The organism is Micromonospora sp. NPDC003197 (genome assembly GCF_053590565.1).
Genome location: NZ_JBSFTE010000015.1, coordinates 65432 through 90310, shown reverse-complemented (window position 1 = coordinate 90310; position 24879 = coordinate 65432). Strand labels below are relative to the sequence as shown.

Here is a 24879-nt window from a genome sequence, read left to right as displayed (position 1 = left end):
AAAGAGGTGGCCGCTACAGCGCCACCAGCCCCGCGTCGTCGCACAACGAAAGGGCGGGCCGGGCATATCGCCCGACCCGCCCGGATGGTGCGGGGACTACTTCAGCCAGGGCATCCGCTGCACCAGCGGCAGGCGTCCCCAGAGCCGGCCAAGGCCCAGGGTGTTGCCCGCGCCCACCAGGGCCAGGCCCGCGAGCACCATCGTGTTGATGAGGTGGTCGTCCAGGAAGGGGTTGGTCTCCGGGGGCAGGACGGCGGTCCACATCATCACGTAGAGCAGGCCACCGGCGACTGCCGCGACCCGGAGGCCGATGCCGAGCAGCAGGGCCGTGCCGATGGCGGCGAGGCCGAGCATGAACAGCCAATCAGCCCAGGCGGCACCGGCGATGCCGTTGTAGAAGCCCTTGAACGGGCCCTCGGCGCCGAACTTGAGGAAGCCCTCGGTGGGGTGGCCACCGTTGATCCAGGCCGCCTTGGCTTCGGTGCTGTGGCCGAGTCCGAACGTCTTGTCCAAGAACGCCCAGAGGAAGGTCCAGCCCAGGGCCAGCCGGACGGCGGCCCAGACGTAGCGGGTGGCCTTCTGCCGAGTGGTCTCGGCGGGGGTCGAGGCGGTTGTCGTCCGGGTGGTGGGCCGCTCGGTCAGCGCGGTCATCGTCTCCACGTCCTTTCCCGGTTTATCGGGGTGCTCCGCGGGGGGAGCTATCTCCAGTTAACGCTTCTGGCCTGGTCCGGGCCTAGGGCCGGGGGTCTGTGGTCGGTTGGGACCTTGGACCCGTACCCATCAGGTCCACTGGCGACACGCCATTTGTGGGAGTTTGACGCACCCGGTCGGCATCCGCAATCACTGATGTCGACCCAACTGCCTCCGCAGTGGACTCCGCGTCGTCGATCAGCTCGTCGATATCCCGGCGCGGCGTGGGCCAACCCGGTTGGCCGTACCCGATCCGCATGACGATCTGCGGCGCACCGAACCGGCCCAGGGCCAGCCGCAACTGCTCCCGGGCGGCGGGCACCTCCACCGGCTGCGACAGCAGCGACACGGCCAGTCCCGCGTCGGTGGCCGTGAGCAGCACCCGCTGCATCGCCTGACCGGCGGTGATCTGGTCACCGGCCGAATCGCCGGCGGAGCCGAGCACGGCGACCAGCGGTTCGGGTTCGAAGTCCCGACCGGGGGCCCGGGTGTGTACTCCGAACGGCCGCTGCGGCAGCAGGTCCTGCGACTCGGAGATCGGCCCGCCCGAGGTGACCGGCACCCCGTCGGCAGCGTGTTCGTACCGGACCCAGCGGGCCATCTCCGCCCGGTAGCGGGGGTTGCGGTTGAGGACCCGGTTGGCACTGTTGGCGATTTCGGCGAAGGCGTTCACGGCCGGCGTACCGATGATCAGGTCCAGCCAGGCGCCCTCGTCCCGAGCCGCCTCGATCAACCGCCACCGGGCCTCGGCGGGGACCGGATTTGCCCAGAACGGCGCCCGGTTGCTGTGCCGCCGCGCGATGGCCGCGTACAACTTCTGGTCGACCGGGGTGGGCGGCCGCGCGCGGCCCGGGGTCAGCCGGGCCACCACGTCGGGTTCCTCCGGGTACGGCCGGACGCGTACCTGGGCGGGAGTGCCGGCGACCGCCAGCGCGAGCCGGAGGTTGAACACGGCCGCCCCGCAACTGAGCCGGGCGGCCCAGCCGGTGGGGTCGGTGACCGGTAGCCGTCGCTCCGGGTCGACCAACACTTCGATGCCACCATCCCGGAGCCGGAACCGCCAGGGCTGGCTGTTGTGCAACGACGGTGCCCGACCTGCGGCGGGAACAGCGGCGCGCAGGTCGGCACTGGTGTAAGCGACGTCGCTCATGGGTTTCCTCCTGGTCGCTCCCATCCGGGTACGACGGCGACGGGACAGTTGGCATGATCGATGACACTGCCGCTGACCTCGCCCAACGGGGTGACCGGAGCCCACGAGGATGCGAGCGGGGGCGGCACGTCCCGACCGTGGTCACCGACGACCAGCAGCCGGGCCCCAGTGGCGGCGCGCAGCAGGGCAGGACCGGGATCGCCGACGAACTCCGCCTGGCGTACCGGCACCTCCGGATACTTGTGCAGCCACGGATCGACCTCGGCGGCGAGCAACGCCAGGTCGGCCGGATCGATGGGCAACTGCCCGACCGGCGTGACCCGAACCGCTGCCAGGGGCAGCCGATGCGTGTCGGCGTAGCGGAAGCCGAATTCCAGTGCCGCATGACCGGCGATGGTCGGATCCACACCGACCACCACATGACCGGCGAAGGCGGCGTCCGTACCGGCGCTGGTCGGCCGCGCCACCACCACCGTGCAGGGGGCCTGGGTGGCGACCCGGCGGGTAAGACTGGCAGCGCTGTCGGAGGCTGTTGCACCGGATAGGCCGATCACCAGCAGGTCCGCGTCGCGGGCGTTGGCCACCAGCAGGTCGCCAGGGTCGCCGGGCAACAGACGCAACCGGACCCGGGCGTCACCGAGCCGGGTACGGGTGCTCGCCACCGCCCGAGCCAGCGCCGGATCGAAGAGTTCCAACAGCCGAATCGGGGTGCCCGGCCCCCGGCCGGCCAACGCCGAACCAGGCGGGCAGGCATGACACAGCACCAGCGCGGCGCGGGTGGCGGCGGCCTGTTCGGTCGCCCAGGCCAGCGCGGACCACCCGCCGCTGCCGCCGACCCCCACCGTGATGATCGGGCGCACTCGGCCACCTCCTAGCCGGAAAAACCGATGACCTCGTCCGGGTCGCGACGCGGCACCGGGGGCAGTTCGTCCGCGACGGCGGGAACCCCCACCCGCAGGACCAGGTACGGCTCGCCGGCACCGGCGAGCAGGTCCCGCATCAGTTGGCGGGGCCAGTCCAGCTCGATCGGGTCACTCAGCGGTGCTGCGGACAGCCCCTCGGCCGTCGCGGTCAGCAACAGTGCGGAGAGCGCTTCACCGGCCCGGAGCCAGGACCCCGGCTCGTCGGTGGGGCCGTACAGCACGGCGTACGTCGCGCCCCGGTCGGTGCCCTCGCCCACCTCCAGCCCGGCCCGCCCGTCGAGGGCGTAGTCGCGTACGGGAACCCGGCGCGGCTCCTGCCGTACGGCGGTGCTGGCGGGGACCCCATCGCCGCTCCACGGTGGCCGATTGGTCCAGCGGATCAGTTCGGCCCGGTAGGCCGGGTCGACCAGTTCGCTGGCGGCCGCCTGGGCGGTCGCCACGGCGAGCATCGGCATTTGGTCCGCCCGCACGATGTGCAGGTGGGCACCGTTCTCCTCGACCACGCCACGCAGGTGGTCGAGCACCTCGGCCGGCACCGGTTCCGCACCGAAGGCTCGTCGGTCGGTGCGTCGCCGGGGGATGGCGTCGTGTAGTCGTACCTGCCCGTCGGGCGGGGGCTGCCGGTCGACGATCCGGAGGCTGGCGAGCAGGTCGGGATCGGTCGGGTCGGGGAACCGGGCCACCTCGACCCGGAACCCGGCGGCAGCCAGTGCCACCCGAGCGTGGTGCAGGGCCGCTCCGCAGCTGACCGTGAACAGTCGCCCCTCGGGGTCGGTCACGGACAGCTGGCGACTCCGGTCGGCGAACAGTTCCAGGGCGTCCCGCCCCACCCACCAGCGCCACGGCTGCGAGTTGAACACTGACGGTGCGCGCAGCGCCTGGCGCGCCGCCTCCGCCAGGGCCGCTGGGACGTCGGCGGACGGCGGTACGGTGTTACCAGTCATCGGACGCCTCCTCGATGCTCAGGACTCCAGGTTGCCCAAGATGTGACCAGCCTGACAGGGCCGGACGTCCCGACTCGGTGGGGCATACCTGCCCCTACCGGGCATGTGTGGCCCCACTGGCCCTGTCCTGCGACTTTGTCGGCGGGGCTTTTTGGCGGCGGGCGAGCGGCCGGGACCTTCGGCCCTGTGCGATCGTGGCCATTGTCAGGTAGAAACAGTGGCATGATCCGCGTCTTCCTGCTCGACGACCACGAGGTGGTCCGCCGTGGCCTGGCCGACCTTCTGCAGAGCGCCGGCGACATCGAGGTCATCGGTGAGTCGGGCTCGGCGCAGGAGGCGACTCGACTCATCCCCGCGCTACGTCCCGACGTGGCGATCCTGGACGCGCGGCTGCCCGACGGCAACGGTATCGACGTGTGTCGGGACGTGCGTGCGATCGACTCGTCGATCGCCGGCCTGATCCTCACCTCGTACGAGGACGACGAGGCGCTTTTCGCTGCGATCATGGCGGGGGCCGCCGGCTACGTGTTGAAGCAGATCCGGGGAACGGACCTGGTCGACGCGGTACGTCGTGTCGCCTCCGGCCAGTCGATGCTCGACCCGGCGGTCACCCGGCGGGTGCTGGAACGCATTCGCAGTGGAGTGGAGGAGCCCCGGGAACTGAAGTCGCTCACCGAGCAGGAACGGCGGATTCTGGAGTACGTCGCCGAAGGGCTGACCAACCGGGAGATCGCCGGCAAGATGTTCCTGGCCGAGAAGACGGTGAAGAACTACGTCTCCAGCCTGCTGGCCAAGCTCGGTCTGGAACGGCGTACCCAGGCGGCGGTGCTGGCCACCCGGCTGCTTGGCGAGCGGCACTAATCGACCGGAGGCCCACCCGCCGCGATCGACCCGAGACCCCGCCCCGATCAGCCCGGGTCGGCGCGTCCCGATCGAGGCGGATCAGTCCCGCAGCGGCACGCTCCAGCACAGTGCCGTTCCGTGCGGCTCGGCTCGACGGATCTCGAACGTCCCGTCGTGCCCGGCCGCGCGTTCCCGTAGGTTGACCAGGCCACCGCGCGCCTGGGCGGGGTCGGTGCCGATTCCGTCGTCGGTCACCGTCAGGGTGAGCTGACCGCCGTCGACCCGTACCCCCACCGTGACCTGCTCCGCCTGGGCATGCCGGACGGCGTTGGACAGCGCCTCCCGGAGCACGGCGAGCAGATCGGGGCGGACCGCGTCGGGCACCGCGCTGTCGATCGGGCCGACCAGCTCCAGGACGGGACGGAAGCCCAGCGCCCCGGCCGCCGCGTCGACCGCGTCACGGATCTCGGTGCGCAACGCGGCGCTCATCGGCGTACGCAGTTCGAAGATGGCCCGGCGGATGTCGCGGATGGTGGAGTCCAGGTCGTCCACGGCGGCGTTGATCCGCTTGCTCACCACCTCGGGTCGGCTGCCCAGCGGGACGGTGCTCTGCAACTGCAGTCCGGTGGCGAAGAGTCGTTGGATGACCACGTCGTGCAGGTCCCGGGCGATCCGCTCGCGGTCCTCCAGGACGGCGAGCAGTTCGCGTTCCTCCTGGGCTCGGGCCCGTTCCAGAGCGAGGGCGGCCTGACCGGCGAAGCTGGCCAGCAGCGGTACGTCGTCGTCGCTGGGCAGAGCCCGCCCATCGGCGTGGGCCACCACCAGTATGCCGGAGAGCTGGTCCCCGGCGGCCAGCGGCGAGACCACGGCCGGTCCGGCGGTCACCGGCACCGGCCAGGGCGCGGCCTTGGCGAGGCTCTCGATCACCGTGTGTCGTTGATGCGTCACCGAGTCGGCGAAGGCAGTCTCCTCGGCCGGCAGGACGGTGCCGAGCAGCCGGGGGGAGCGGTCCTCGGCAGAGTCGACCACCTCGACGGTGAGCTGTTCGGCGTCCTCGTCGTAGAGCAGCACCAGGGCCAGGTCGGCCTCGGCAACCTGACGGGCCCGGCGGGCGATCAGGGTGAGCGCGTCGGTACGACGTACCTCGCCGAGCAGCACGCCGGTGATCTCGGCGGCGGCGGCGAGCCAGCGTTCCCGACGGTGGGCGACGGCGTAGAGCCGGGCGTTCTCGATTGCCACCCCGGCCGCCGCGGCGAGCGCTACCACGATCTCCTCGTCGTCCTCGGTGAATTCCCGGGCGCCCTGTTTGTCGGCCAGGTAGAGGTTGCCGAAGACGTGTTCCCGAATGAGCAGCGGCACCCCGAGGAAGCTGTGCATCGGCGGGTGGTTCGGGGGAAAGCCGTAGGACTGTGGGTGCTTGGTGATGTCCGGCATCCGGACGGGGCGGGGATCGGCGATCAGCAGCCCGAGCACACCGCGACCGTGCGGTGGGTCACCGATGGCGGCATGGGCCTCGGGCGGGATGCCGTGCGTGATGAACTCGGCGAGTTGCCGATCCGGACCGATGACGCCCAGGGCACCGTACCGGGCACCGGCCAGGTCACACGCGGCCTCGACGATCCGGCGCAGGGTGCTGTGCAGGTCGAGATCGGTGCCGATGCCGACGACCGCGTCCAGCAGGGCGCGTAGCCGTTCCCGGCTGGCCATCACCTGGCCGACGCGGTCGAGCATCTCCTGGAGGAGTTCGTCGAGCCGCACCCGGGACAGCGGGGTCAGTCCGAGGGACGGACTCTCCCGGTGCGGGTCGCCCGCGGGCGGGGTGGCGTCAGCGGTCATCCGCCGATGCTACCGGGGTGCGGACCAGGGCTCCGCACCTCATGGCTCCGCACGTCATGGCTCTGCATGTCATGACTCGGTAGGTCACGGCTCCGCACGTCAGGGCGACGAAGCTGCGGTTCGCGCTGGCGTGACCCCAGCCAATCGGCGGGGACGGTCCCGGTGCGTCGCGCCGAGGACCGTCCCCCTGATCAACGTGCGTCGGTAACTACGTGTGAGCAGGGGCCGCAGGCGGCCGCTCCCTGCTCGGCGAACCAGCGGCAGCTTCGCCGGATCGCGCACCGGGGCAGGCCGGTTTCCGGCTGTGGAGCCGTCTCCTGGTAGGAGACGGAGAGACGCGCTCCAAGTCCACAGTGGTCACCAGTCCAGAAGCCACAGGACGAGGTGACACACGGGCCGGCGAGCCGGTACCGGGCCTCGACCGGGCCGGCCGTCTCGTCCTGGTCGTCGAGGACGACCTGGGCGGGCACGGCCGGGGTGACGTAGGCGACCCGGCCCGCCGGAGTGATCATCCCGAGGAACACGGTGGCGTTCTCCCGTGGGGTGCTCGGGCACATCCGTTCCGGCGGGTCGGTACGCCGCGATTCGTCGGACATCACTCGAGGAAGAACCCGAGGTCGTTGATCTTCGCGCCGATGTCCCGCGCGCGGTCGCCGCTGAGCACCCAGAGACCGTGCCACTCGGGCCGGAGCTTGATGTTGCCGTGCCCGACGGTCACCGGGCTGTCCAGACGTGCCTGAACGGTGTGCAGGGCGTCCAGCCCCGCCTTCTGGATCTCCCCGGCGATACGGGCCTTCTGTACCTCGTCCAGTTCGACTCCGTCTACGACGAATCGGAACTCGTTTTTTGCCATCGTTCCCCCTCGATTCCGTTTCTCTTAGAACGACTCGGTGCCGAGACCGAGCCGTAGGGTGGCCCTGGTGAATGCCGCCCAGCCGGCGCGGGACTGGACATTGCCCTGCTGAACGGCCCGGCGTAGGGCACGATCGCCGTACTCCGACCAGTTGCCGGCCGTCGCAGCGGCGTAGCCCCACACCTCCCGGCAGGCGCTCACCGCGAAGTCGACCTGCTCGGCGGAGCCGGTGAAGCCGGCCGGCCCGTTCTCGACCCGTACCCGACCGGCTGCCGGCTCGGGACGGACGACCGAAAAGTGGTGGTGCAGACTGGCCAGGGTTGCCCAATACGCCGAATCGGGCTGCCCGGCGTCGAAACCGGTTTCCGCGCGCCCCCGGCTCAACTGGCTGATGCTGGTCAACAGCAGGGTCCGCCCGTCGGACGTGGTCTCCGCAACCACCTCCAGGGGGGTCACCCATAGGCGGGGTGCGTTGGCCCACCAGAAGCGCAGCCACTCGGTCAACCGTTCGTGGAAGTCCGGCGTGTAGCGCAACGGGGTCGGACCACTGCCGGGCCGCCGGGTCCGCGCGGCGGCGATCCGGTCCCGGCTGACAGGTACGCCGAGCGGCTCTGCGTGCACCGACGGCTTCGCCTGTGCCGGGCCGCCGGCCGGCACGCCCAGGGTGAGCGCGGAGACCATGGTCGTCCCCACCAACAGTCCTCGGCGGGAGACCGGATGTCGAGTGTCGTCCATGGTCAACCTTCCTGGTCGGGTGCATGTCGGGCCGCTGGCGGGGACCCCGGCTCTGACGACGTCCGGGGGACCAACCGCAGCGGTGCTCGCAGCCTTATCTACGAGTTCCGATCAGACAATGTCGATGCGTGTCGCATTCCTGACGACCGCCGCAGGTTGTCGCTACTCCGACAGACTGCGGCCGGGGATTCATGAGAAGAGCAGGTGTTCGTCCCAGATCGGGCGGTGTGTCGGATGAGTGGGCTCGTATCCGAGACGAGTTCGGGGATTCTTCGCCCGCTGCTCGGGTAGATGGCCGGATGACGTTCCACCCGAACGGCATTGATCGCCGCGTCACGGCGATGTCCGATGGTGCCGTACCCTCGGCCGGCTCGGTGATCATTTTCTCGGCCAGCGCTGGTGCCGGGCACGACGGCGCAGCCAACGAGTTGGCCGAGCGGCTGCGGACGTATGGCTTCCAGGTCCGCCTGCACGACCTCGCGGATGTCCTGCCGTGGGGGCTGGGCAGAGCGCTCCGGGGCACCTACCGGGGGATGCTGACCAGAGCATCCTGGATATACGGCCTGCTCTTCGCGATCGGCAACACCTTCGTCGGGTCCGCCCCGGCGACCCGCTTTCTGCTGCGCCCGGCCCGGCGGCGGATCCTGGAGCGGTTGCCGGCCAACACCCGGCTGGTGGTGTCGACCTATCCGATCGCCAGTCAGCTCCTCGGGCCGATGCGCCGGACCGGACGACTCTCCGTACCAGTGGTCACCTATCTGACTGATTTCGCGGTCAATCGGATCTGGGTGTCGCCCGGCGTCGATCTGCACTGCGCCGCCCATTCCACGACCAGGTCCGAGGCGCTCGCCCTGAAAGCCGGGAACGTACACATCACCGGGCGGATGGTCGCTGACCGGTTCGGGCCCGTCTCGGATCAGGCGCGCCTAGCGGCCCGGCAGCGGTTCGGACTGCCCGCCCAGGGGCGGCTGGCATTGCTGGTGGCCGGCTCATGGGGCGTGGGGGAGGTCGAGCGAACCGCAGCGGAGATCATTCGTAGCCGGGCGGCGGTGCCGGTGGTGGTGTGTGGCCGCAACGAGGCGCTGTATCGCCGGCTTCGAGGGTTGGGCCTGGGGTACGTCCTGAGCTGGGTGGACGACATGGCCGATTTGCTGCGGGCCACTGACGTCCTGGTGGAGAACGCGGGGGGACTTACCGCGCTGGAGGCGATGGCCACCGGGGTGCCGGTCGCCACCTACCGCCCGATTCCGGGGCACGGCAGGGCGAACGCTGTCACCATGGCGCGGGCGGGAGTGTCGAGTTGGGTGCGCCGACGGGAGGAGTTGGGCCCGGTCCTCGACGAACTCATCCAGGGGGAGCGCGGGAAACGACAGCGGGAAGCCGGGTTGCGACTCTTCGAGTCGGACCCGACCTGGTGGATCAACGAACTCATCCGCCGGGAGGAGCAGGGAGCGTCCACCTCGCCGCCCGGTCATCCGCTCCGCACCGTACGAACCGGGATGGTGGCCGACATGGCCAGCCGAATGCTGAGCGGGTGGGGTGCGTACCGGGCCGGTCGGTCACCAGATCGATGCCGGACCCGCATGCCGGCCCGGGCCGGCAAACGGAGCGGCTGATGCGCCAACCGACCAGGGCTCTCGCCCTGGCTCTCGCGCCGACAGTGGCCGGCCAGCCTGCGCCAACGGTGGCCGGCCGACCTGCGCCGCCGCCGGGGGGCGCGCCATGAACGTCGCCGCAATTCTGTTCGGCATCGGTGCGGCCATCTGTTTCGCGCTGAGTTCGGCACTGGAGCAGCACGCCGCCAAGCAGGAACGACCGACGAGGACGCTCGACCCGAGGCTGCTGACCCGCCTGCTCCGCAGGCCGATGTGGCTCTTCGGCAGTGTCCCGGACGTCGCCGGCACCGTCCTACAGGCGCTCGCGCTGCGGGCCGGTCCGCTGGCGCTGGTCGAGCCGCTGTTGATGAGCGGGTTGTTCATGGCGATTCCGCTGGAGGCGGCGCTGGAACGGCGGCGACCACACAAGCGAGATCTCCTCGTGGTGGCGGTCGGGGCGGTGGGACTTACCGCCTTTCTGATTGCCGCCGACCCGAAGGCCGGTGTCTCCAGTCCCTCCCTGACAGCCTGGCTGGCGGTGGTGATCGTGGTCGGGGCGCTCGTCGGGATATGTCTCGCCTTGGCCTGGCGGGTCAGGGGAGCGCGCCGGGGCACCCTGCTCGGTATTGCCACCGGACTGCTGTACGCCCTAGCCGCCGGTCTGTTGAAGGACGTCGCCACCAAGGTGACGGTCGATCCGCTGTCCTTGTTCGCGGACTGGCACCTCTACGCCTTGCTTGTGGTGGGGATCAGCGCGTTCATCTTGAACCAGAACGCGCTCCAGGCCGGGCCGATCGCCGCCCCGCTGACCGCCATCACGCTGTTGGACCCGTTCGGTGGCGTGATCATCGGCGTGGTCGCGTTCAAGGAACAGCTCTCGTTCGACGGGATACGCCTGCCGATCGAGATCGTCGCCGTGGTGGTCATGGTCATCGGCATCTGGCTGACCACCACCACTCGGTCGAAGTAGCACCTGGTTAAAGCACGCCTTACCAGGATGTTCTCTGAGAAGAAGCGATTTCGGGGTGTTGCCAGCCATTCGTGCGAGATGTCGATTAGGCTCCGAAACGACTACTCAGTGCAAGTGAAGGACTACGGCTTCTCCCTGGGGTTCGCACCCGCCGCGAGAGGAAGCATGTGCTTGCTGTGACTGACAGTGTGACCAGCCCGCCGCCGGACCCCGCCCTCGATCGGCGCGATCCGGAGACGGTACGGGCCGGCGAGAACTTCCCCGTCGCGCTCCGCGTCCTGCCCGGGGCGATCCGGCAACATCTGTTCGCCCTGTACGACTATGCGCGCCTCGTCGACGACATTGGCGACGAACCAGGCTGCGCCGGAGTGGACGACACCCCCGCCACTCGACTGGCCAGGTTGGCCGAGTTGGCCGATGAGGTGCGGGACATGTACTCGGGTCGACGCCCGACTACGCCGGCATTGATTCGGCTCGCGCCGACCGTGGCGGCCTGTCAACTGCCGATGGAGCCACTGCTTCGGCTGATCACCGCCAACAAGCGTGACCAGTCAGTCGTCCGGTACGCCTCGTACGAGGATCTGGTCGCGTACTGTCATCTCTCCGCCGATCCGGTCGGTGAGCTGGTCCTGCACATCTTCGACGAAGCCTCGCCCCGTCGGGTGGCACTCTCGGACCGGATCTGCACCGCACTACAGATCATCGAGCATCTTCAGGACATCGCCGAGGACCGGCGGCGGGGGCGGATCTACCTCCCCGCCGACGACCTGGCCCGCTCCGGGGTGACCGAGGCGGACCTGGACGCGCCGCACGCCAGTGCCGGCCTGCGGTCCGTGATCCGGCAGCAGGCTGAGCGGGCCAGTGCGGAACTGGATGTCGGAGCACCACTGGTCGCGCAGCTGCGAGGCTGGGCCCGACTTGCCGTCAGCGGCTACATCGCCGGCGGCCGGGCGACGCTGCGGGCGCTGGCCAGGTGCGACTACGACCCGTTGCCCGGACCGCCCCGGGCCACCCGCGCCACCCTGGTCAGTGAACTACTGCGGACGGCCCTGGGGAGGTCCGGATGACCGGGAACACCCGCCTGATGCTGGCCTACCGCGAATGCGAACAGATCACCCGGAGCCAGGCCCGCAACTTCTACTACGGCATCCGACTGCTACGGCCGGAGCGGCGCGGCCCGCTGTGCGCCGTGTACGCGATCGCCCGTCGAATCGACGACGTCGGAGACGGCGACCTTCCCGATGCCACCAAACTGGCCCGGCTGGACCAGATCCGCGCCGCGTTGCACCAACTCCCCGGCGACACTGACGACCCCGTGCTACTCGCCCTGGCGGACGCGGCAAACCGGTTACCCATCCCGCTCGCGGCCCTGGACGAGCTGCTGGACGGCTGCGTGGCCGACGTGCAGGGCACCCGGTACGACTCCTTCGACGAACTGACCGGCTACTGCCGCTGCGTCGCCGGCTCGATCGGTCGGCTCTCCCTCGGCGTCTTCGAGATGCGGCCGTCCGCGTCCCGGACCGAGGCCAGCGAACTGGCCGACACCCTCGGCATCGCGCTGCAACTGACCAACATCCTGCGCGACGTCCTCGAAGACCGGACCCAGAACCGCGTCTACCTGCCCGGCGAGGACCTTGACCGGTTCGGGTGCCGGCTGGAGTTGACCGCCGACGGTGGGCTCGGCGACGAACCGGACCGACTGATCGAACTGCTGCGCTTCCAGGCGCACCGCGCCGAACGCTACTACCGGACCGGGCTCAGGCTGCTGCCCATGCTGGACCGGCGAAGTGCCGCCTGCGTGGCCGCGATGGCCGGCATCTACCACCGGCTGCTGGCCCGGATCATCGCCGACCCGCTCGCAGTCACCCGCCGTCGGGTGGCGCTCACCGGCTGGGAGAAGGCGTACGTCGCGGCACGGGCGATGGCCCGGAGCACCGCGTGAAGGCCGGGCACGTCTGCGTCATCGGCGGCGGGCTCGCCGGCATCACGGCGGCGCTGCGCCTCACCGACGCTGGTCACCGGGTCACCCTGCTGGAGGCCCGTCCCTCGCTGGGCGGAGCCACCTACTCGTTCCGCCGGGGTGACCTCGCCGTGGACACCGGCCAGCACGTCTTCCTGCGCTGCTACGAGGAATACCGCAACCTGCTGGGGCGCCTCGGCACGACGGAACGGACCACCATGCAGGACGCGTTTGCCGTACCGATCCTGCGGCCCGGCGCGCCTCCACACACATTGGCCCGGGATCGCCGACTGCCCGCACCCGCGCACCTGCTGCCGGCGCTGCTGACCTACCGTCCACTGCGGCTGCGGCAGCGACTCACCGCGATCCGGGCGGCCTCCGCGCTGCGGGCGGTCGAGCCGGAGGCCCCCGCCTCCGACGAGATCAGTTTTGGTGACTGGCTGACCGAGCACGGCCAGGATGCGCAGACCGTGCAACGACTGTGGGAACTCATCTGCGTCGCCGCACTCAACGCCCCGCCCCGACACGCCTCGCTCGCCTTGGCCGCCCGGGTGTTCCGCACCGGACTGTTCGATCGGGCCGACGCTGGTGACATCGGGCGGCCGACCACCTCCCTGGCCGAGTTGCACGCCGTACCGGCGCTTGGGCTGCTCCGGCAGCAGGGCGCGAGCGTACGCACCGGCACCCGGGTCCGGGAGATCGTCGTAGACCGGGGGGGCTTCCAGATCCGCTCCGACCACAACCGGGTGACCGCCGAGGCGGTGGTGCTGGCCGTACCGCACCAGCAGGCGGCGCGGCTGGTGCCGGAGGCAGCGGCCCCAGATCGGGCCCGCTGGTCGTCCCTTGGTGCCGCGCCGATCGTCAACGTGCACGTGCGCTACCGGCAGCGCGTCACCGACCTGGAGTTCGCCGCCGGTCTGGACACACCGGTGCAGTGGCTCTTCGACCGGACCCCGCCCGACTCCTCAGGGCAGTACCTGGTCGTGTCGATCTCCGCTGCGGAGTCCGTCCTGCACACCCCGGCCGGGGCACTGGCCCGTACCTACCTGGCCGCACTGGCGGAACTCTTCCCGTCCGCCGGACGTACCGCCGTGAGCGAGGTCTTCGTGACCCGGGAACCCCGGGCGACCTTCCGCCAACGCCCCGGTACGCGCAGCGTCCGGCCCTCGTCGCGGACCGCCCTGCCTGGCCTGGCCCTGGCCGGGGCGTGGACCGACACCGGGTGGCCGGACACGATGGAGGGGGCGGTACGCAGTGGGCAACGAGCGGCGGGCGTGGTGCTCGAACACCTCGCGTCGAAGACAACCCTGACGGAGGTAACGACATGACCGTCGCACGACCCCACATCCTGGCCGAGGCCGATCCGATCGTCCGGCCCGCGATCCACGCGGCGCTTGACCGGCTCGATTCGCACACCCGGTTGACTGCCGGCTACCAGCTTGGATATTGGGATGTCACCGGCGAACCGACCGAGGGAGGCAGTGGCAAGGGACTGCGTTCCGCGCTGGCGCTGCTTTCCGCCCGGGCCACCGGAAAGTCCGATCGCGACGGCCTGCCCAGCGCGGTCGCGGTGGAGTTGGTGCACAACTTCTCCCTGTTGCACGACGACGTGATCGACGGTGACGCGGAACGGCGGCATCGGCCCACCGCCTGGACCGCCTTTGGCGTCGGCCCGGCGATCCTGGCCGGCGACGCGTTGCTGAACCTCGCCAATGACGTGCTCTCCGAGCTGCCCGGCCCCGATGCGGTCGCCGCCGCCCGGTGCCTGACGGTGGCGGTCCGGCAGTTGATCGCCGGGCAGGCCGCCGACATGGCCTTCGAACGGCGTACCGAGGTGACCCTCGACGAGTGCCTGGCCATGGCCCGTAACAAGACTGCGGCCCTGTTGTCCTGCTCCGCCACCCTCGGCGCGGTGCTGTGCGGTGGGCCGACGCCGCTGACCCGCGGCCTGGCCCGGTACGGCGACCGCCTCGGCCTGGCGTTCCAGCTCGTCGACGACCTGCTCGGCATCTGGGGTGAACCAGCCGTTACCGGGAAACCGGTCCTCGCCGATCTGCGCGCCCGGAAGAAGACGGTGACGGTGGTACGGGCACTGACCGCCGGTGGGCCGGCCAGTGACCAGTTCCGGGAGCTGTACTGCGCCGCCGGGGAACTGAGCCCGAGCGATCTCTCCCTGGCAGCCATGTTGATCGAGGAAACCGGGGCTCGGGACTGGACCGTGAAGGAGGCGGACCGGCTACTCACCGAGGCCCTGACCGAACTGGACCAGCTCGCCCGGATGGGCGCCGCCGGCCTGCTCGGTACGGCGGCCCTGGCACCGCTGCACGACGACCTGACCGCGATTGCACACTTCATGACCGGACGGACCTACTGATGACCGGATTGCTCTCTTCCGCCGGCGCCAAGCCGGTCGAGCCCACCATCGAGCCCACCGTCGACCAGAGCACCGTCGACCGGAGCAATGTCGACCGGAGCACCGTCGAGCAGCCCGATGATCTGCGAGCCCGGGCCGAGGTGGCACTGGCCCGCGCCCGCGAGCATCTGCTCTCCCGCCAGCAGCCGGAAGGCTGGTGGCAGGGGGAACTGGAGACCAACGTGACCATGGAGGCCGAGGACCTGCTCATGCGGCAGTTCCTCGGCATCCTCACTCCGGCGGAGACCGATCCCACCGCCCGGTGGATCCGCAGCCGGCAGCACCCGGACGGGGGCTGGGCCACCTTCTACGACGGACCCTCAGACCTCTCCACCACCATCGAGGCGTACGCGGCGCTGCGGTTGGCCGGCGATCCGGTCGACGCGGAGCACATGGTCCGGGCCCGCGAGTTCGTGCTCGCCAACGGCGGCATCGAGCGCAGCCGGGTCTTCACCCGGATCTGGTTGGCGTTGTTCGGCGAATGGTCGTGGCACCGGGTGCCCGCCGTCCCGCCCGAGGTGGTGCTGTTGCCGTCGTGGATGCCGCTCAACGTCTACGACTTCGCCTGCTGGGCCCGGCAGACGATTGTGCCGCTGGCAATCGTCCGGGCGCTGCGGCCGGTCCGCCCGCTCGGCTTCTCCCTCACCGAACTGCGTACTGGTGCCCGACCAGTCCGTGCCCCGTCGCTGCGGAACCGGGCCGGCTGGCTGTACGGCCTTGACGCGGCGTTGCGTGGCTACGAGCGCCGCCCCGTCGGGCTGTTGCGCCGCAACGCGCTCCGCCGCGCGGCGGAGTGGGTGGTGGCCCGGCAGGAGGCCGATGGTTCGTGGGGCGGCATTCAGCCCCCCTGGGTCTACTCACTGCTCGCGCTGCACCTGCTCGGCTATCCGCTGGACCACCCGGTGTTGCGGACTGGCCTGGCTGGCCTGGACCGGTTCACCGTCCGTGAGGAGACCCCCGAGGGGCCGGTACGTCGGCTGGAGGCGTGCCAGTCCCCGGTGTGGGACACCGCCCTGGCGGTGGTCGCATTGGCCGATGCCGGCCTGCCGGCCGAGCATCCCGCGCTGGTCAAGGCTGGCCGGTGGCTGGTCGACGAGGAGATCCGGGTGGCCGGGGACTGGGCGGTACGCCGGCCCGGCCTGGCCCCCAGCGGCTGGGCGTTCGAATTCGACAACGACGGCTACCCGGACACCGACGACACCGCCGAAGTGCTGCTGGCGCTACGCCGTACCGCCCCGAGCCCACAGGTCGGAGCCGCGCTGGAGCGGGGCCTGCACTGGTTGTGCGGGATGCAGTCCCGGGACGGGGGTTGGGGGGCCTTCGACGCGGACAACACCCGGACCCTGGCCCGGTCGCTGCCGTTCTGTGACTTCGGGGAGGTCATCGACCCGCCCAGCGCCGATGTGACGGCGCACGTCGTGGAGGCGCTCTGCGCCGAGGGCATGGCCCGCTCGACGGCGGTACGCCGCGGCGTCGACTGGCTGCTGCGCGCCCAGGAACCGGACGGTTCCTGGTTCGGCCGGTGGGGAGCCAACCACGTGTACGGCACCGGCGCAGTGGTGCCGGCGCTGGTCGCGGCGGGAATGCGCCCGGACGATCCGGTGATCGTACGGGCCGTCCAGTGGCTGCACCGCCAGCAGAACCGGGACGGCGGTTGGGGCGAGGACCTGCGCTCCTACCAGGACCCGTACTGGCGGGGACGGGGTGCCTCGACCGCCTCGCAGACCGCCTGGGCGCTGCTCGCCCTGCACGCCGCCGGCGGTGGTGACTCGGCGGCGGCCGGACGGGGGCTGCGCTGGCTGGTGGAGACCCAACGCCCGGATGGCGGCTGGGACGAGCCGCACTACACCGGAACCGGGTTTCCCGGCGATTTCTACATCAACTACCACCTCTACCGCCTGGTCTTCCCGGTCACCGCGCTCGGCCGCCTGCTCGACGCGACCGGAACCGGCGACACGCCAACCGGTGTCGCCGCCGGCACGCCGTCACCCGACGGAGAAACCGGCACCCCGTCGACTGGCGCCGATATTGGCACCCTGTCGACTGGCGTCGCCGTCGGTGCCCCGTCGACCGGCGGGGGAGCCGGCAGTTGACCGGGGACTGGGTCCTGTTCGCGCCGATGCGACTGGAAGCCTGGGCGCTGCGCCGCGCGTTGCCCGCCGGCGCGCCGGTCCGGCGTACCGGAACGGGGTTGGCCCGGGCCGCCCGTGCGGCGTCCCGGCACGGGGACGCGAAGGTGCTGGCGGTGGCCGGTATCGCCGGTGCGCTCTCCCCGCAGCTGGGCCCGGGGGACCTGGTGGTCGCCACCGAGGTACGCCTCGCCGGCGAGCACCCCGGGGCCGTGCTGCCCTGTCGGGGCGCGTCAACGCTCGCCGCGGCGCTGCGTCGACGCGGGTTGACGGTGTGTCTCGGGCCGGTGGTGAGCAGCCGCCGCTGGGTCGACGGCGCGGCCCGTACGCGACTGGCTGCCACCGGGGCGCTGGCCGTCGACACCGAGTCGGCCGCGTTGCTCGCCGAGGCCGCCGATCGGCCGGTGGCCTGCGTACGGGCGATCGCGGACGGGCCGGCGGCACCGCTGTACCGGCCCGGGACGCTACTCCGGGTGGCCCGCGCGCTGCGGGCGCTGACCCGGGCCGGCCCGGCGCTGGCCGAATGGGCCGGGACGGTGTCGTTGCGTACTGCAGTGGAGCAGGCGACGACCAGTGTCGAAGACGTGCACTTCACCCTTCCGAAGGAGAAACGTCCGAGATGAGCATGCCACTACGTCAGAGTCTCCGGGTCGGCCGCTATCTGATCGAGCAGAAGCTGCGCCGCCGGGCGTACTATCCGCTGCTGGTGGAGTTGGAGCCGCTGTTTGCCTGCAACCTCAAGTGCGCCGGCTGCGGGAAGATCCAACACCCGGCCGACGTGCTGAAACGCCGGATGCCGGTGGAGCAGGCGATCGGGGCGATCGAGGAGTGCGGTGCGCCGATCGTCTCCATCGCCGGTGGAGAGCCGCTGATGCACCCACAGATCGACGAGATGGTCGCGGAGTTGCTCCGCCGCCGCAAGTTCGTCTACCTGTGCACCAACGCGGCGCTGCTGACCAAGAAACTGGACCTGTTCCGGCCCTCGCCGTACTTCTCGTTCGCGGTGCACATCGACGGACTGCGGGAACGGCACGACGCCTCGGTCTGCAAGGAGGGAGTCTTCGACCAGGCGGTCGAGGCGGTACGGGAGGCGAAGCGGCGCGGTTTCCGGGTTACCAGCAACACGACGTTCTTCTCCACCGACACCCCGCAGACCGTCATCGAGGTGCTCGACTACCTCAACGACGACCTCGGCGTCGATCAGATGATGCTCTCCCCGGCGTACGCCTACGAGAAGGCACCGGACCAGGAGCACTTCCTCGGTGTGTCGGAGACCCGGACGATGTTCCGCAAGGCGTTCGCTGACGGGCGGCGTCGCCGGTGGCGGTTGAACCACTCGCCGCTGTTCCTGGACTTCCTGGAGGGCCAGGTCGACTTCCAGTGCACCGCCTGGGCCATCCCGTCGTACTCGCTCTTTGGTTGGCAGCGCCCCTGCTATCTGATGAACGACGGGTACGCCGAGACCTATCGGGAGCTGATCGAGACGACCGACTGGTCGGCGTACGGGCGGGGCCGTGATCCGCGCTGCGCCAACTGCATGGCGCACTGTGGGTACGAGCCGACGGCCGTGCTGGCAACCATGTCGTCGCTGCGTCAGTCGATCCGTGCGTTGCGGGCCTGACCCAGGCGCCCCGGACCGGCTGGACGAGGTCAGCCCAGCCGGTCCGGCTCGCAGTCAGCCCAGCCGGCCGGCGAGCCGCCGGTAGGCACCGGGCAGGGTGCCCCGTACCGCCACCGGAAGGCGTAACCAGCGCGGCACGTACACCTCGTCCCGGCCGCGCAGCATCGCGGTGACCAACGCGGCAGCCGCCCGGTCCGCAGTGACCGGCCCGGGCCTGCTGCGCTGGTACGGCCGGTTGCGGCGGGTGAAGAACCGGGTGTCCACCACGCCGGGCACCAGCACGGTGACCGTCACGCCCGTGCCCGTCGTCTCCTGGCGTAGGCTCCCGGCGAAGACGTCCAGACCGGCCTTGGTGGCTGCGTACACCGCCTCATCACGGACCCCGAGCCGGCCGGCGATGGAGCTGACGAAGCCGAGGTGGCCACGCCCGCGCTGCACCATGCCGGGCAGGACGGCCCGGGTGAGCAGCATCGGCGCGAGCAGGTTGACCGTCGTCAACCGGGCGATCTCCGGTCCGGTGATCTCGGCGAGCGGCCCGGCCCAGCCCAGGCCGGCGTTGTTGACCAGTACGTCGATCCGTCCAGCCGTCGTCAACACCCGTCCGGCCAACTCCTCGGCGGCACCCGCCTCGGTGAGGTCACCGGGGACCGCCGTACCACCCACTTCGGCGGCGATGGCCGCCAGCCGCTCGGCGTCCCGGCCGGAGAGGAAGACGTGGGCTCCGTGGCCGGCCAGTCGTCGGGCCGTCGCCGCACCGATGCCCGATGAGGCGCCGGTGACCAGCGCGATCGCGCCGTCGAGCCGCGAAGCTGCCATGTCGTCAGTCTGGCCCACCCCGGTCCGACTGCACCGGTTATCCACGCCGTACCGCGCCGGTTATCCACGCCGTACCGGGCGGCCGCACCTGGCGGTGCGGCCGCCCGGGGGCGCTGTCACCTGCTTGAATCAGGTCAGATGCGCTGCCAGAGCGCTGCCACGTTCGGCGGTTCCCAGCCGACCATCGAGGTGTGGGCGATCCGGCAGCGGTAGTTCAGGCCGTTGTAGCTGACCTGGGCACCTATCGGGTAGGACACGCCGGCCTGCCAGATCCCGCTGGGTGGGGTGCCGGTCGAGGTCGGCGTGGGGCCCGGGGTCTGGTTGACGTTGAGCACGAAGTCGAAACTTGCCCGCCGTTCCGTGCCAGCGTCCTGGATCGACATCAACAGCACCGGGTTGTACAGCGGGTCGGTGGCGTTGCGTGGCTCGCCCGGGAAGTAGAGCTGGCTGGTGAGGATGGGGTTCCCCGGTGCCTGCACCTTGACGTGGATGTGCCGGGTACGGCCTGGGTAGAGACCCGGCACGATGGTGGTGAGGCTGAACGCGCCCTGCGAGTTGGTGTACTGGTGTCCCCGGAAGCGGAAGCCGGTGTTGTCGTACGCGCCGTTGGCGTCGGCCTGCCAGAAGTCGAGTAGTGCGTTGGCGATGGGCTGGCAGGCGAGGCCGTAGACGGTGCCGGTGAGGACCAGTCGGGTGCCGTTGCCGTCCAGCATCGAGGTCCGCTGTGGTGAGTTCGGCTTGAAGTAGGGCCCTTCCGTCTGCGGCGGCGTCGGGTCGTCTCCGTCGTCGCAGGCCGGCGTTGGGTCCAGGGACTGACCGGACGGCGTCCGATCGCCCGCGAGGGCGGGTAGCGCACCGACGAGGAACGGTGCCGGTGCGGCGACCACGGCCGCCTTGAGCAGCTTCTTTCGGGTGATACCGCTGGCCGACGGGGGGCCGCCGGGCTCGCTGTCGAGCGTGTGGTCGCTCTGTTCGCCAGTCATGCTCATTCTCCTCGACGTCAGGGGGCGGACGATCAGGACCGCACGCCAACGGCTGGCGGGTGCCGGCCACCACGGTTCTTGACCACAGGGGCCGGTTCACCAGCCGCCATTGGCTGGGCCCGCTTGACAGGTGTGTCTCGACGCTATGTTTCAAATTGGAGAACGTCGATGGATTCTTTTCGGTAGAGATGGTGATTTCCGCCGACACCGCGCCGAAAAGTCCCGGGACTGACTCCGGTCTCCCGGCGGAAGAACCGACAGAAGTACGCCGGATCAGCGAAGTCCAACTCGCGTGCCACCTGCCCCACCGTCATTCCGGTTCGGGCCAGTAGGCGTTTGGCCTCCAGGACCTGGGCCTCGCGGATCAGCTTGCCCGGGGTCCGTCCGGTGATCGCCTTGACCACGTCGTTGAGGTAGCTGACCGATACGCCGATCCGGCTGGCGTAGGCACCCACGGACCGAGGTCCGGGGGCCGGGTCGCTGAGTAGCCGGCTGAACCGCTGGACCACCTGGGTAGCCTGATCCGTATCCGGTGCCGGTGGGGCGATGCCCGGCGAACGTCGGGCCCGTACGACGAGTACATGCAGGTACGCCTGGATGACGGAGGTGAACTCGTCGTCCCGACGGCGGTACTCACATTCCATCTGGGCTATCAGCGCCGCGAAGTCGGCCGCCTCCGCGGCGGTCAAGTCCAGCCATGGCAACTCACTGAGGGCGTGGAGTCCAGCCCGGTCACCCGGGTGGGCGAGCAGGAACTCCTCGGTGAAGAGCATCACTCGACCGCGCAGGCCGGACACCCGATCCCAGAAGTGCACCTGACCGGGGGCGATGACGTACAGATGCGGCGGCTGTAGCGGCCGCTCGACGAAGTCGATGACGTGCGTGCCCGTACCGGCAGTTACCAGCACCACCTCGTAGAAGTCGTGCCGGTGGGGGAAATTCGCCTGCGCCAGAGGGTGGATCGTCTCGAAGGTATCGATTACGAACGGTAGCGTCGCTGGGGCGGGTACCGCCAAACGATGTACTGGTAACGGGCCGACTGCTGTGGCACCCTGACCGGCTGGTGACGCTGCGCGCTGGTCGACTCGTGGCCTCATGTCGTACCCGCCGCCGGACGGCTCGTGTGCTGCCATGTCACTGGCTTATCCACCCATCGTCTCAGCCCCTCGGCAGTGAGCCTATGACGAACAGGTATCGATCGTCGTGACCGAAACAGCGGTCAGCGCGGGATGAGCCCGGATTGGGCGGCGTACCAGCCGAGTGGCATCCGGCTACTGGCTCCGGCCAAGTGCCATCCGGCGACGGAGGCGGCGTTGCACCGTACGTTCGACGGGCAGGCTCAGCCCGGCTTGCGAGCCTCGATGAGGAAGCGGGTCGCGTACGTGACGAACGGCCCCTCGGCCTCGATGCGCTCGTGCAGGGTCCTCAGCTTCGGGCGGTACCGGTCGACGGCGAAGCCCGGCACGATCCAGATCACCTTGCGGAGGAAGTACACCACGGCACCGATGTCGTAGAACTCGGTGCGTAGCGTCTCCAGCTGTAGGTCCACGACGGTCAGGCCGGCAGCCTGGGCTGCTGCCCGAGCCTGCTCGGGATGGCGTATGTCGCGTACCTCCGGCGGCTGCGGGCCGAGGAACCACTCGGCGAGTTCGATGACGCTGGCCGGGCCGACCTGCTGGGAGAAGTACGTGCCCCCGGGGCGCAGCACCCGGGAGATCTCGCCCCACCTGGTGGTCACGGGATGCCGAGAGACCACTAGGTCGAAGGTGTTGTCGGCGAAGGGCAGGGGAGCATCGTCGCCGGCGGCGACGACCGCCACCCCGCGCGGTCGCAGGCGAGCGGCGGCCAGCGCGACGTTCGGCGGCCAGGACTCGGTGGCGACGGTCCGGCGGGGAAGCCGGGAGACACCGGCGAGGACCTCACCACCGCCGGTCTGGATGTCCAGCGCGACGTGCGCGGTGGCCATCCATGCACCCATGGCCCGTGCGTACCCCCACGACGGGCGGGCCTCGCTGGCCCGGCCAGCCAACCAGGAGAAGTCCCAGCCGGAGACGTCGGCGGACTCCGCCTCCGACACCAGTTCCTCGAAGCGCGACGACACGCCGTTCAGCCTGTCGGACCGGGGCCGCCCTCGCCAGTCAGTTTGTCGGCTGGCGTCGCCGCTGGCGGCTCCTGCCCTGCGGAAGTAGGTCCGGCCCCGGACGTTCGACCCGGGTGGGGTTGCCGCGTACCAGCTCATCGTGGACATGCCACCGGTCGGTGACAGCCGCGCGTTCCGCCGTCTCGTCTCGGTGCTCGATTCGTTGCCGCAACAGCTGTAGGGCGATGCTGCGGTTGAGACTGAACTGCCGCTCGGTGTCGACCACCACCACGATCCCCGACGGGCGATGCGTCGCCCGTACCGCCGTACTGGCCTTGTTTCGGTGTTGCCCACCGGGACCGCCGGTACGGCAGGCGACGATGTCGACGTCCGTTTCTGCGAACGTGGTGCGCGGGCTGTCGACCTGGCACGGCCGGGAGATGACGTACCAGTTCTTGCGGCCGGCGCTCGCACGATAGGGGCTGGGCGCCTGCCAGCAGAGGGTCCCGCTCCACGACGCCACGAAGTCGTCGACACCGGCACCCGCTCCGGCGATCTGCACCAGGGCCGATCGGTAGGTGCCAGGCCGGTCGCCGGCGACGGTGTGGACCCGACTGGTCGTCATCTTCTGCCGGACGGCATCGGCCTCCAGCCGACGCAACAGCTGAGCCAGCGCCCAGGCGCACTCCTGCGGACCACGTCCGGCCGACAGGAGCAGGTGGACGGTCATGACCGCCCCCGGTTGCGGCGATGGTCCCGTCGGTCCCGCTGTGGTCTCGACCCGAGGTCGGGCGTCTTGTAGGTGACCAGGGGAACCGTGGCGGCGATGGGGGTGGCCAGGTCGTGGTCGACGAGGTCGGCGATTACCTGTTCGATGCGCTTGTAGGCCGTCGGTGCCTCCTCGAAGAGCAGTTGGCGGTCGCCACACACCACCAGGGAACCCAACGGCGTACGACGTAGCTCCTCGACCGTGTGCTTTGCCCGTCCCCGACGCAGGGCGTCGGCGCGGGACATCTTGCGGCCCGCGCCGTGTGCCACGGAATGGTTGGCTTCCGGTCCGGCGTGCCCGGCGACCAGGTAGGAACGGGTGCCGCGGGTGCCGGCGATGAGCACGTCCCGGCCGTCACCCGGTGCCGCCCCCTTGCGGTGCAGGTAGACGTTGTCGTGCACCTCGACCAGATTGTGGCACTGGTCGACGATCGGCTCGGTGGGCTCGGCCCCCAGGGCGTGGGCGACCCGGGCGGCCAGGAGCCGCCGGTTGAGTGACCCCCACCGTACGGCGTCGTCGTGCAGCGTCAGGTAGGCGGCGGGGTCGGGGGCGGGACCCGCCCCGTGCACCTCGGTGTGCGCCCGCAGGATCTGCTCGCCCAGGCCACGGGATCCGCTGTGGACAATGAGGACGAGGTCGCCGGTGGTGAGACCGAGTCGGCTCGCGTGGGCCCGATCGAGGACGCTGTCGACCCGCGCCAGCTCCACGAAGTGGTTGCCCCGGCCGACCGTTCCGAGACCTTCGACGTGACCGGCGGGGATCTCGCCGTCCACCACGGCCCAGGCCGGGTCGTCGGCGTCCCGTACCGGGTCGAGTGCCTGGTCGAGGTCGGGAAAGCGGGTGGCGAGCTTTTCGGGTACGGCGCGCTTGAGCTTGATGGGGAACACGGCGATGCCGCAGCCGATGTCGGAGCCCACCAGGAACGGGTACAGCACGGTCGATGCCATGGCGGCACCGATGGGGGCACCCTTGCCGGGGTGCAGATCCGGCATGCCGGCGACGTGGAGCATCCCGTCGAGGGCAGCCACCTGATGGCACTGGGCCAGGGCGTCGGACTCGATCCAGCTGGCGGGGGAGGCGAAGACGGTGACGGTGGCCGAACCGGTGGTGGATTGCGGCAGGGACTCCTGCCGGGAGTCATGCGGAGACAAGGACGCTCTCTTCGTTGGAGAAGGGTACGGGCGAGCGGCGGCACGGAGCTGGCCAGCGCCGTGTCCGGGCAGGGCGGGGGAGGTCCGTCAGAACGTCATGCCCACCACGTTCCCTGAGCCCACGGCGAGCAGCAAGCGGTTTTCGTCCCGTACGCCTACGCATGATGCGGGGGTGGCGACATGCGGGGTGGCGACCGGTCGCCCTGTCCAGGGTGCCCGCCTTACCTGGATGGCCGGGCCGTTGCTGCTAGGCTCGCGGCGAAGTGCATCGTGGTTGAGGAGACCAGACATGGCGGGTGACGACGACATCTCCGGGTGATACCCGGAGCTGAGAGGCCGCACGGCTGATGCGTAGAGGCATCGGGCCGTGGTGGCTCCTTTGTCGTCCCCTTCTTCCATGTATCGGGCATCACTTCTG

At 70.3% G+C, this 24879-nt stretch carries 23 protein-coding genes and 1 pseudogene; 10 read left to right on the top strand and 14 right to left on the bottom strand.

Features of this window, described 5'->3' with window-relative positions:
• Positions 1–96: 96 nt before the first annotated feature.
• The 4 genes and pseudogenes from ACWDV4_RS18385 to ACWDV4_RS18370 form a co-directional block, all read right to left on the bottom strand.
• Positions 97–660 carry a hypothetical protein gene (locus tag ACWDV4_RS18385; protein WP_449980240.1) on the bottom strand — a complete coding sequence of 188 codons (564 nt, stop codon included), beginning with the start codon at positions 658–660 and terminating at the stop codon, positions 97–99.
• Positions 661–883: 223 nt separating this feature from the next.
• A pseudogene (locus ACWDV4_RS18380) lies at positions 884–1840 on the bottom strand (Acg family FMN-binding oxidoreductase); the annotation flags it as partial.
• The gene (locus ACWDV4_RS18375) at positions 1837–2700 is read right to left on the bottom strand and encodes a universal stress protein (protein ID WP_449980238.1); all 864 of its coding nucleotides are present in this window, start codon (positions 2698–2700) and stop codon (positions 1837–1839) included. The gene ACWDV4_RS18375 and the pseudogene ACWDV4_RS18380, both read right to left, overlap by 4 nt.
• 11 nt (positions 2701–2711) lie before the next feature.
• Entirely contained in the window at positions 2712–3707 is a 996-nt protein-coding gene (locus tag ACWDV4_RS18370) for an Acg family FMN-binding oxidoreductase (RefSeq protein WP_449980235.1), read from the bottom strand.
• A 222-nt stretch (positions 3708–3929) separates the two neighbouring features.
• Here ACWDV4_RS18370 and ACWDV4_RS18365 point away from each other — a divergent pair, with 222 nt between their 5' ends.
• Positions 3930–4568 (top strand): response regulator, encoded by a 639-nt coding sequence (locus tag ACWDV4_RS18365; protein WP_449980233.1) that lies wholly within the window; start codon positions 3930–3932, stop codon positions 4566–4568.
• 81 nt (positions 4569–4649) lie between these two features.
• Here ACWDV4_RS18365 and ACWDV4_RS18360 read toward each other — a convergent pair whose 3' ends face one another.
• The 4 genes from ACWDV4_RS18360 to ACWDV4_RS18345 all read right to left on the bottom strand — a co-directional run bounded on the left by ACWDV4_RS18360 (position 4650) and on the right by ACWDV4_RS18345 (position 7974).
• Positions 4650–6386 (bottom strand): GAF domain-containing protein, encoded by a 1737-nt coding sequence (locus ACWDV4_RS18360; protein WP_449980230.1) that lies wholly within the window; start codon positions 6384–6386, stop codon positions 4650–4652.
• A gap of 191 nt (positions 6387–6577) precedes the next feature.
• Positions 6578–6982 carry a hypothetical protein gene (locus tag ACWDV4_RS18355; RefSeq protein ID WP_449980227.1) on the bottom strand — a complete coding sequence of 135 codons (405 nt, stop codon included), beginning with the start codon at positions 6980–6982 and terminating at the stop codon, positions 6578–6580.
• Complete coding sequence (locus ACWDV4_RS18350) at positions 6982–7239, bottom strand: hypothetical protein (RefSeq protein WP_449980224.1); 258 nt, start codon at positions 7237–7239, stop codon at positions 6982–6984. The genes ACWDV4_RS18355 and ACWDV4_RS18350 overlap by 1 nt, the downstream gene beginning before the upstream one ends.
• A gap of 24 nt (positions 7240–7263) precedes the next feature.
• A complete protein-coding gene (locus ACWDV4_RS18345) occupies positions 7264–7974 on the bottom strand; it encodes a hypothetical protein (RefSeq protein WP_449980221.1) in 711 nt (236 codons plus the stop codon).
• A gap of 299 nt (positions 7975–8273) precedes the next feature.
• Here ACWDV4_RS18345 and ACWDV4_RS18340 point away from each other — a divergent pair, with 299 nt between their 5' ends.
• The 9 genes from ACWDV4_RS18340 to hpnH all read left to right on the top strand — a co-directional run bounded on the left by ACWDV4_RS18340 (position 8274) and on the right by hpnH (position 18662).
• Positions 8274–9590: an MGDG synthase family glycosyltransferase gene (locus tag ACWDV4_RS18340; protein WP_449980219.1), complete on the top strand. Its 1317-nt coding sequence runs from the start codon at positions 8274–8276 to the stop codon at positions 9588–9590.
• A 106-nt stretch (positions 9591–9696) separates the two neighbouring features.
• Positions 9697–10539 carry a DMT family transporter gene (locus ACWDV4_RS18335; protein ID WP_449980216.1) on the top strand — a complete coding sequence of 281 codons (843 nt, stop codon included), beginning with the start codon at positions 9697–9699 and terminating at the stop codon, positions 10537–10539.
• 176 nt (positions 10540–10715) lie between these two features.
• Positions 10716–11606 (top strand): squalene synthase HpnC, encoded by an 891-nt coding sequence (hpnC, locus tag ACWDV4_RS18330; protein WP_449980214.1) that lies wholly within the window; start codon positions 10716–10718, stop codon positions 11604–11606.
• Positions 11603–12481: a presqualene diphosphate synthase HpnD gene (gene hpnD, locus ACWDV4_RS18325; protein ID WP_449980211.1), complete on the top strand. Its 879-nt coding sequence runs from the start codon at positions 11603–11605 to the stop codon at positions 12479–12481. Before hpnC ends, hpnD begins: the two co-directional genes overlap by 4 nt.
• The gene (gene hpnE / locus ACWDV4_RS18320; RefSeq protein WP_449980208.1) at positions 12478–13827 is read left to right on the top strand and encodes a hydroxysqualene dehydroxylase HpnE; all 1350 of its coding nucleotides are present in this window, start codon (positions 12478–12480) and stop codon (positions 13825–13827) included. Before hpnD ends, hpnE begins: the two co-directional genes overlap by 4 nt.
• A complete protein-coding gene (locus ACWDV4_RS18315; protein WP_449980206.1) occupies positions 13824–14873 on the top strand; it encodes a polyprenyl synthetase family protein in 1050 nt (349 codons plus the stop codon). The genes hpnE and ACWDV4_RS18315 overlap by 4 nt, the downstream gene beginning before the upstream one ends.
• Positions 14873–17005 (top strand): squalene--hopene cyclase, encoded by a 2133-nt coding sequence (gene shc / locus ACWDV4_RS18310; RefSeq protein WP_449980203.1) that lies wholly within the window; start codon positions 14873–14875, stop codon positions 17003–17005. Before ACWDV4_RS18315 ends, shc begins: the two co-directional genes overlap by 1 nt.
• Positions 17002–17664: a phosphorylase family protein gene (locus tag ACWDV4_RS18305; RefSeq protein WP_449980201.1), complete on the top strand. Its 663-nt coding sequence runs from the start codon at positions 17002–17004 to the stop codon at positions 17662–17664. Before shc ends, ACWDV4_RS18305 begins: the two co-directional genes overlap by 4 nt.
• A complete protein-coding gene (gene hpnH, locus ACWDV4_RS18300; RefSeq protein ID WP_449980198.1) occupies positions 17661–18662 on the top strand; it encodes an adenosyl-hopene transferase HpnH in 1002 nt (333 codons plus the stop codon). Before ACWDV4_RS18305 ends, hpnH begins: the two co-directional genes overlap by 4 nt.
• 54 nt (positions 18663–18716) lie before the next feature.
• On the opposite strand, the gene ACWDV4_RS18295 is transcribed toward hpnH, so the two are convergent.
• The 6 genes from ACWDV4_RS18295 to ACWDV4_RS18270 form a co-directional block, all read right to left on the bottom strand.
• Positions 18717–19478 carry an SDR family NAD(P)-dependent oxidoreductase gene (locus tag ACWDV4_RS18295; protein WP_449980195.1) on the bottom strand — a complete coding sequence of 254 codons (762 nt, stop codon included), beginning with the start codon at positions 19476–19478 and terminating at the stop codon, positions 18717–18719.
• 134 nt (positions 19479–19612) lie between these two features.
• Entirely contained in the window at positions 19613–20461 is an 849-nt protein-coding gene (locus ACWDV4_RS18290) for a dioxygenase family protein (protein WP_449980193.1), read from the bottom strand.
• Positions 20462–20604: 143 nt separating this feature from the next.
• Positions 20605–21477: a helix-turn-helix domain-containing protein gene (locus tag ACWDV4_RS18285; RefSeq protein WP_449980190.1), complete on the bottom strand. Its 873-nt coding sequence runs from the start codon at positions 21475–21477 to the stop codon at positions 20605–20607.
• 323 nt (positions 21478–21800) lie between these two features.
• Positions 21801–22562 (bottom strand): class I SAM-dependent methyltransferase, encoded by a 762-nt coding sequence (locus ACWDV4_RS18280; protein WP_449980188.1) that lies wholly within the window; start codon positions 22560–22562, stop codon positions 21801–21803.
• A 37-nt stretch (positions 22563–22599) separates the two neighbouring features.
• A complete protein-coding gene (gene prfH / locus ACWDV4_RS18275) occupies positions 22600–23271 on the bottom strand; it encodes a peptide chain release factor H (protein WP_449980186.1) in 672 nt (223 codons plus the stop codon).
• Complete coding sequence (locus ACWDV4_RS18270; protein ID WP_449980184.1) at positions 23268–24461, bottom strand: RNA ligase RtcB family protein; 1194 nt, start codon at positions 24459–24461, stop codon at positions 23268–23270. The genes prfH and ACWDV4_RS18270 overlap by 4 nt, the downstream gene beginning before the upstream one ends.
• Positions 24462–24879: the final 418 nt, after the last annotated feature.

What these genes read in the sequence shown, in the direction of transcription:
- ACWDV4_RS18370 (WP_449980235.1), bottom strand. Translation starts at nt 3,707, where the DNA reads ATGACTGGTAACACCGTACCGCCGTCCGCCGACGTCCCAGCGGCCCTG.
- ACWDV4_RS18365 (WP_449980233.1), top strand. Translation starts at nt 3,930, where the DNA reads ATGATCCGCGTCTTCCTGCTCGACGACCACGAGGTGGTCCGCCGTGGC.
- ACWDV4_RS18360 (WP_449980230.1), bottom strand. Translation starts at nt 6,386, where the DNA reads ATGACCGCTGACGCCACCCCGCCCGCGGGCGACCCGCACCGGGAGAGT.
- ACWDV4_RS18355 (WP_449980227.1), bottom strand. Translation starts at nt 6,982, where the DNA reads ATGTCCGACGAATCGCGGCGTACCGACCCGCCGGAACGGATGTGCCCG.
- ACWDV4_RS18350 (WP_449980224.1), bottom strand. Translation starts at nt 7,239, where the DNA reads ATGGCAAAAAACGAGTTCCGATTCGTCGTAGACGGAGTCGAACTGGAC.
- ACWDV4_RS18345 (WP_449980221.1), bottom strand. Translation starts at nt 7,974, where the DNA reads ATGGACGACACTCGACATCCGGTCTCCCGCCGAGGACTGTTGGTGGGG.
- ACWDV4_RS18340 (WP_449980219.1), top strand. Translation starts at nt 8,274, where the DNA reads ATGACGTTCCACCCGAACGGCATTGATCGCCGCGTCACGGCGATGTCC.
- ACWDV4_RS18335 (WP_449980216.1), top strand. Translation starts at nt 9,697, where the DNA reads ATGAACGTCGCCGCAATTCTGTTCGGCATCGGTGCGGCCATCTGTTTC.
- hpnD (WP_449980211.1), top strand. Translation starts at nt 11,603, where the DNA reads ATGACCGGGAACACCCGCCTGATGCTGGCCTACCGCGAATGCGAACAG.
- ACWDV4_RS18315 (WP_449980206.1), top strand. Translation starts at nt 13,824, where the DNA reads ATGACCGTCGCACGACCCCACATCCTGGCCGAGGCCGATCCGATCGTC.
- shc (WP_449980203.1), top strand. Translation starts at nt 14,873, where the DNA reads ATGACCGGATTGCTCTCTTCCGCCGGCGCCAAGCCGGTCGAGCCCACC.
- hpnH (WP_449980198.1), top strand. Translation starts at nt 17,661, where the DNA reads ATGAGCATGCCACTACGTCAGAGTCTCCGGGTCGGCCGCTATCTGATC.
- ACWDV4_RS18295 (WP_449980195.1), bottom strand. Translation starts at nt 19,478, where the DNA reads ATGGCAGCTTCGCGGCTCGACGGCGCGATCGCGCTGGTCACCGGCGCC.
- ACWDV4_RS18290 (WP_449980193.1), bottom strand. Translation starts at nt 20,461, where the DNA reads ATGACTGGCGAACAGAGCGACCACACGCTCGACAGCGAGCCCGGCGGC.
- prfH (WP_449980186.1), bottom strand. Translation starts at nt 23,271, where the DNA reads ATGACCGTCCACCTGCTCCTGTCGGCCGGACGTGGTCCGCAGGAGTGC.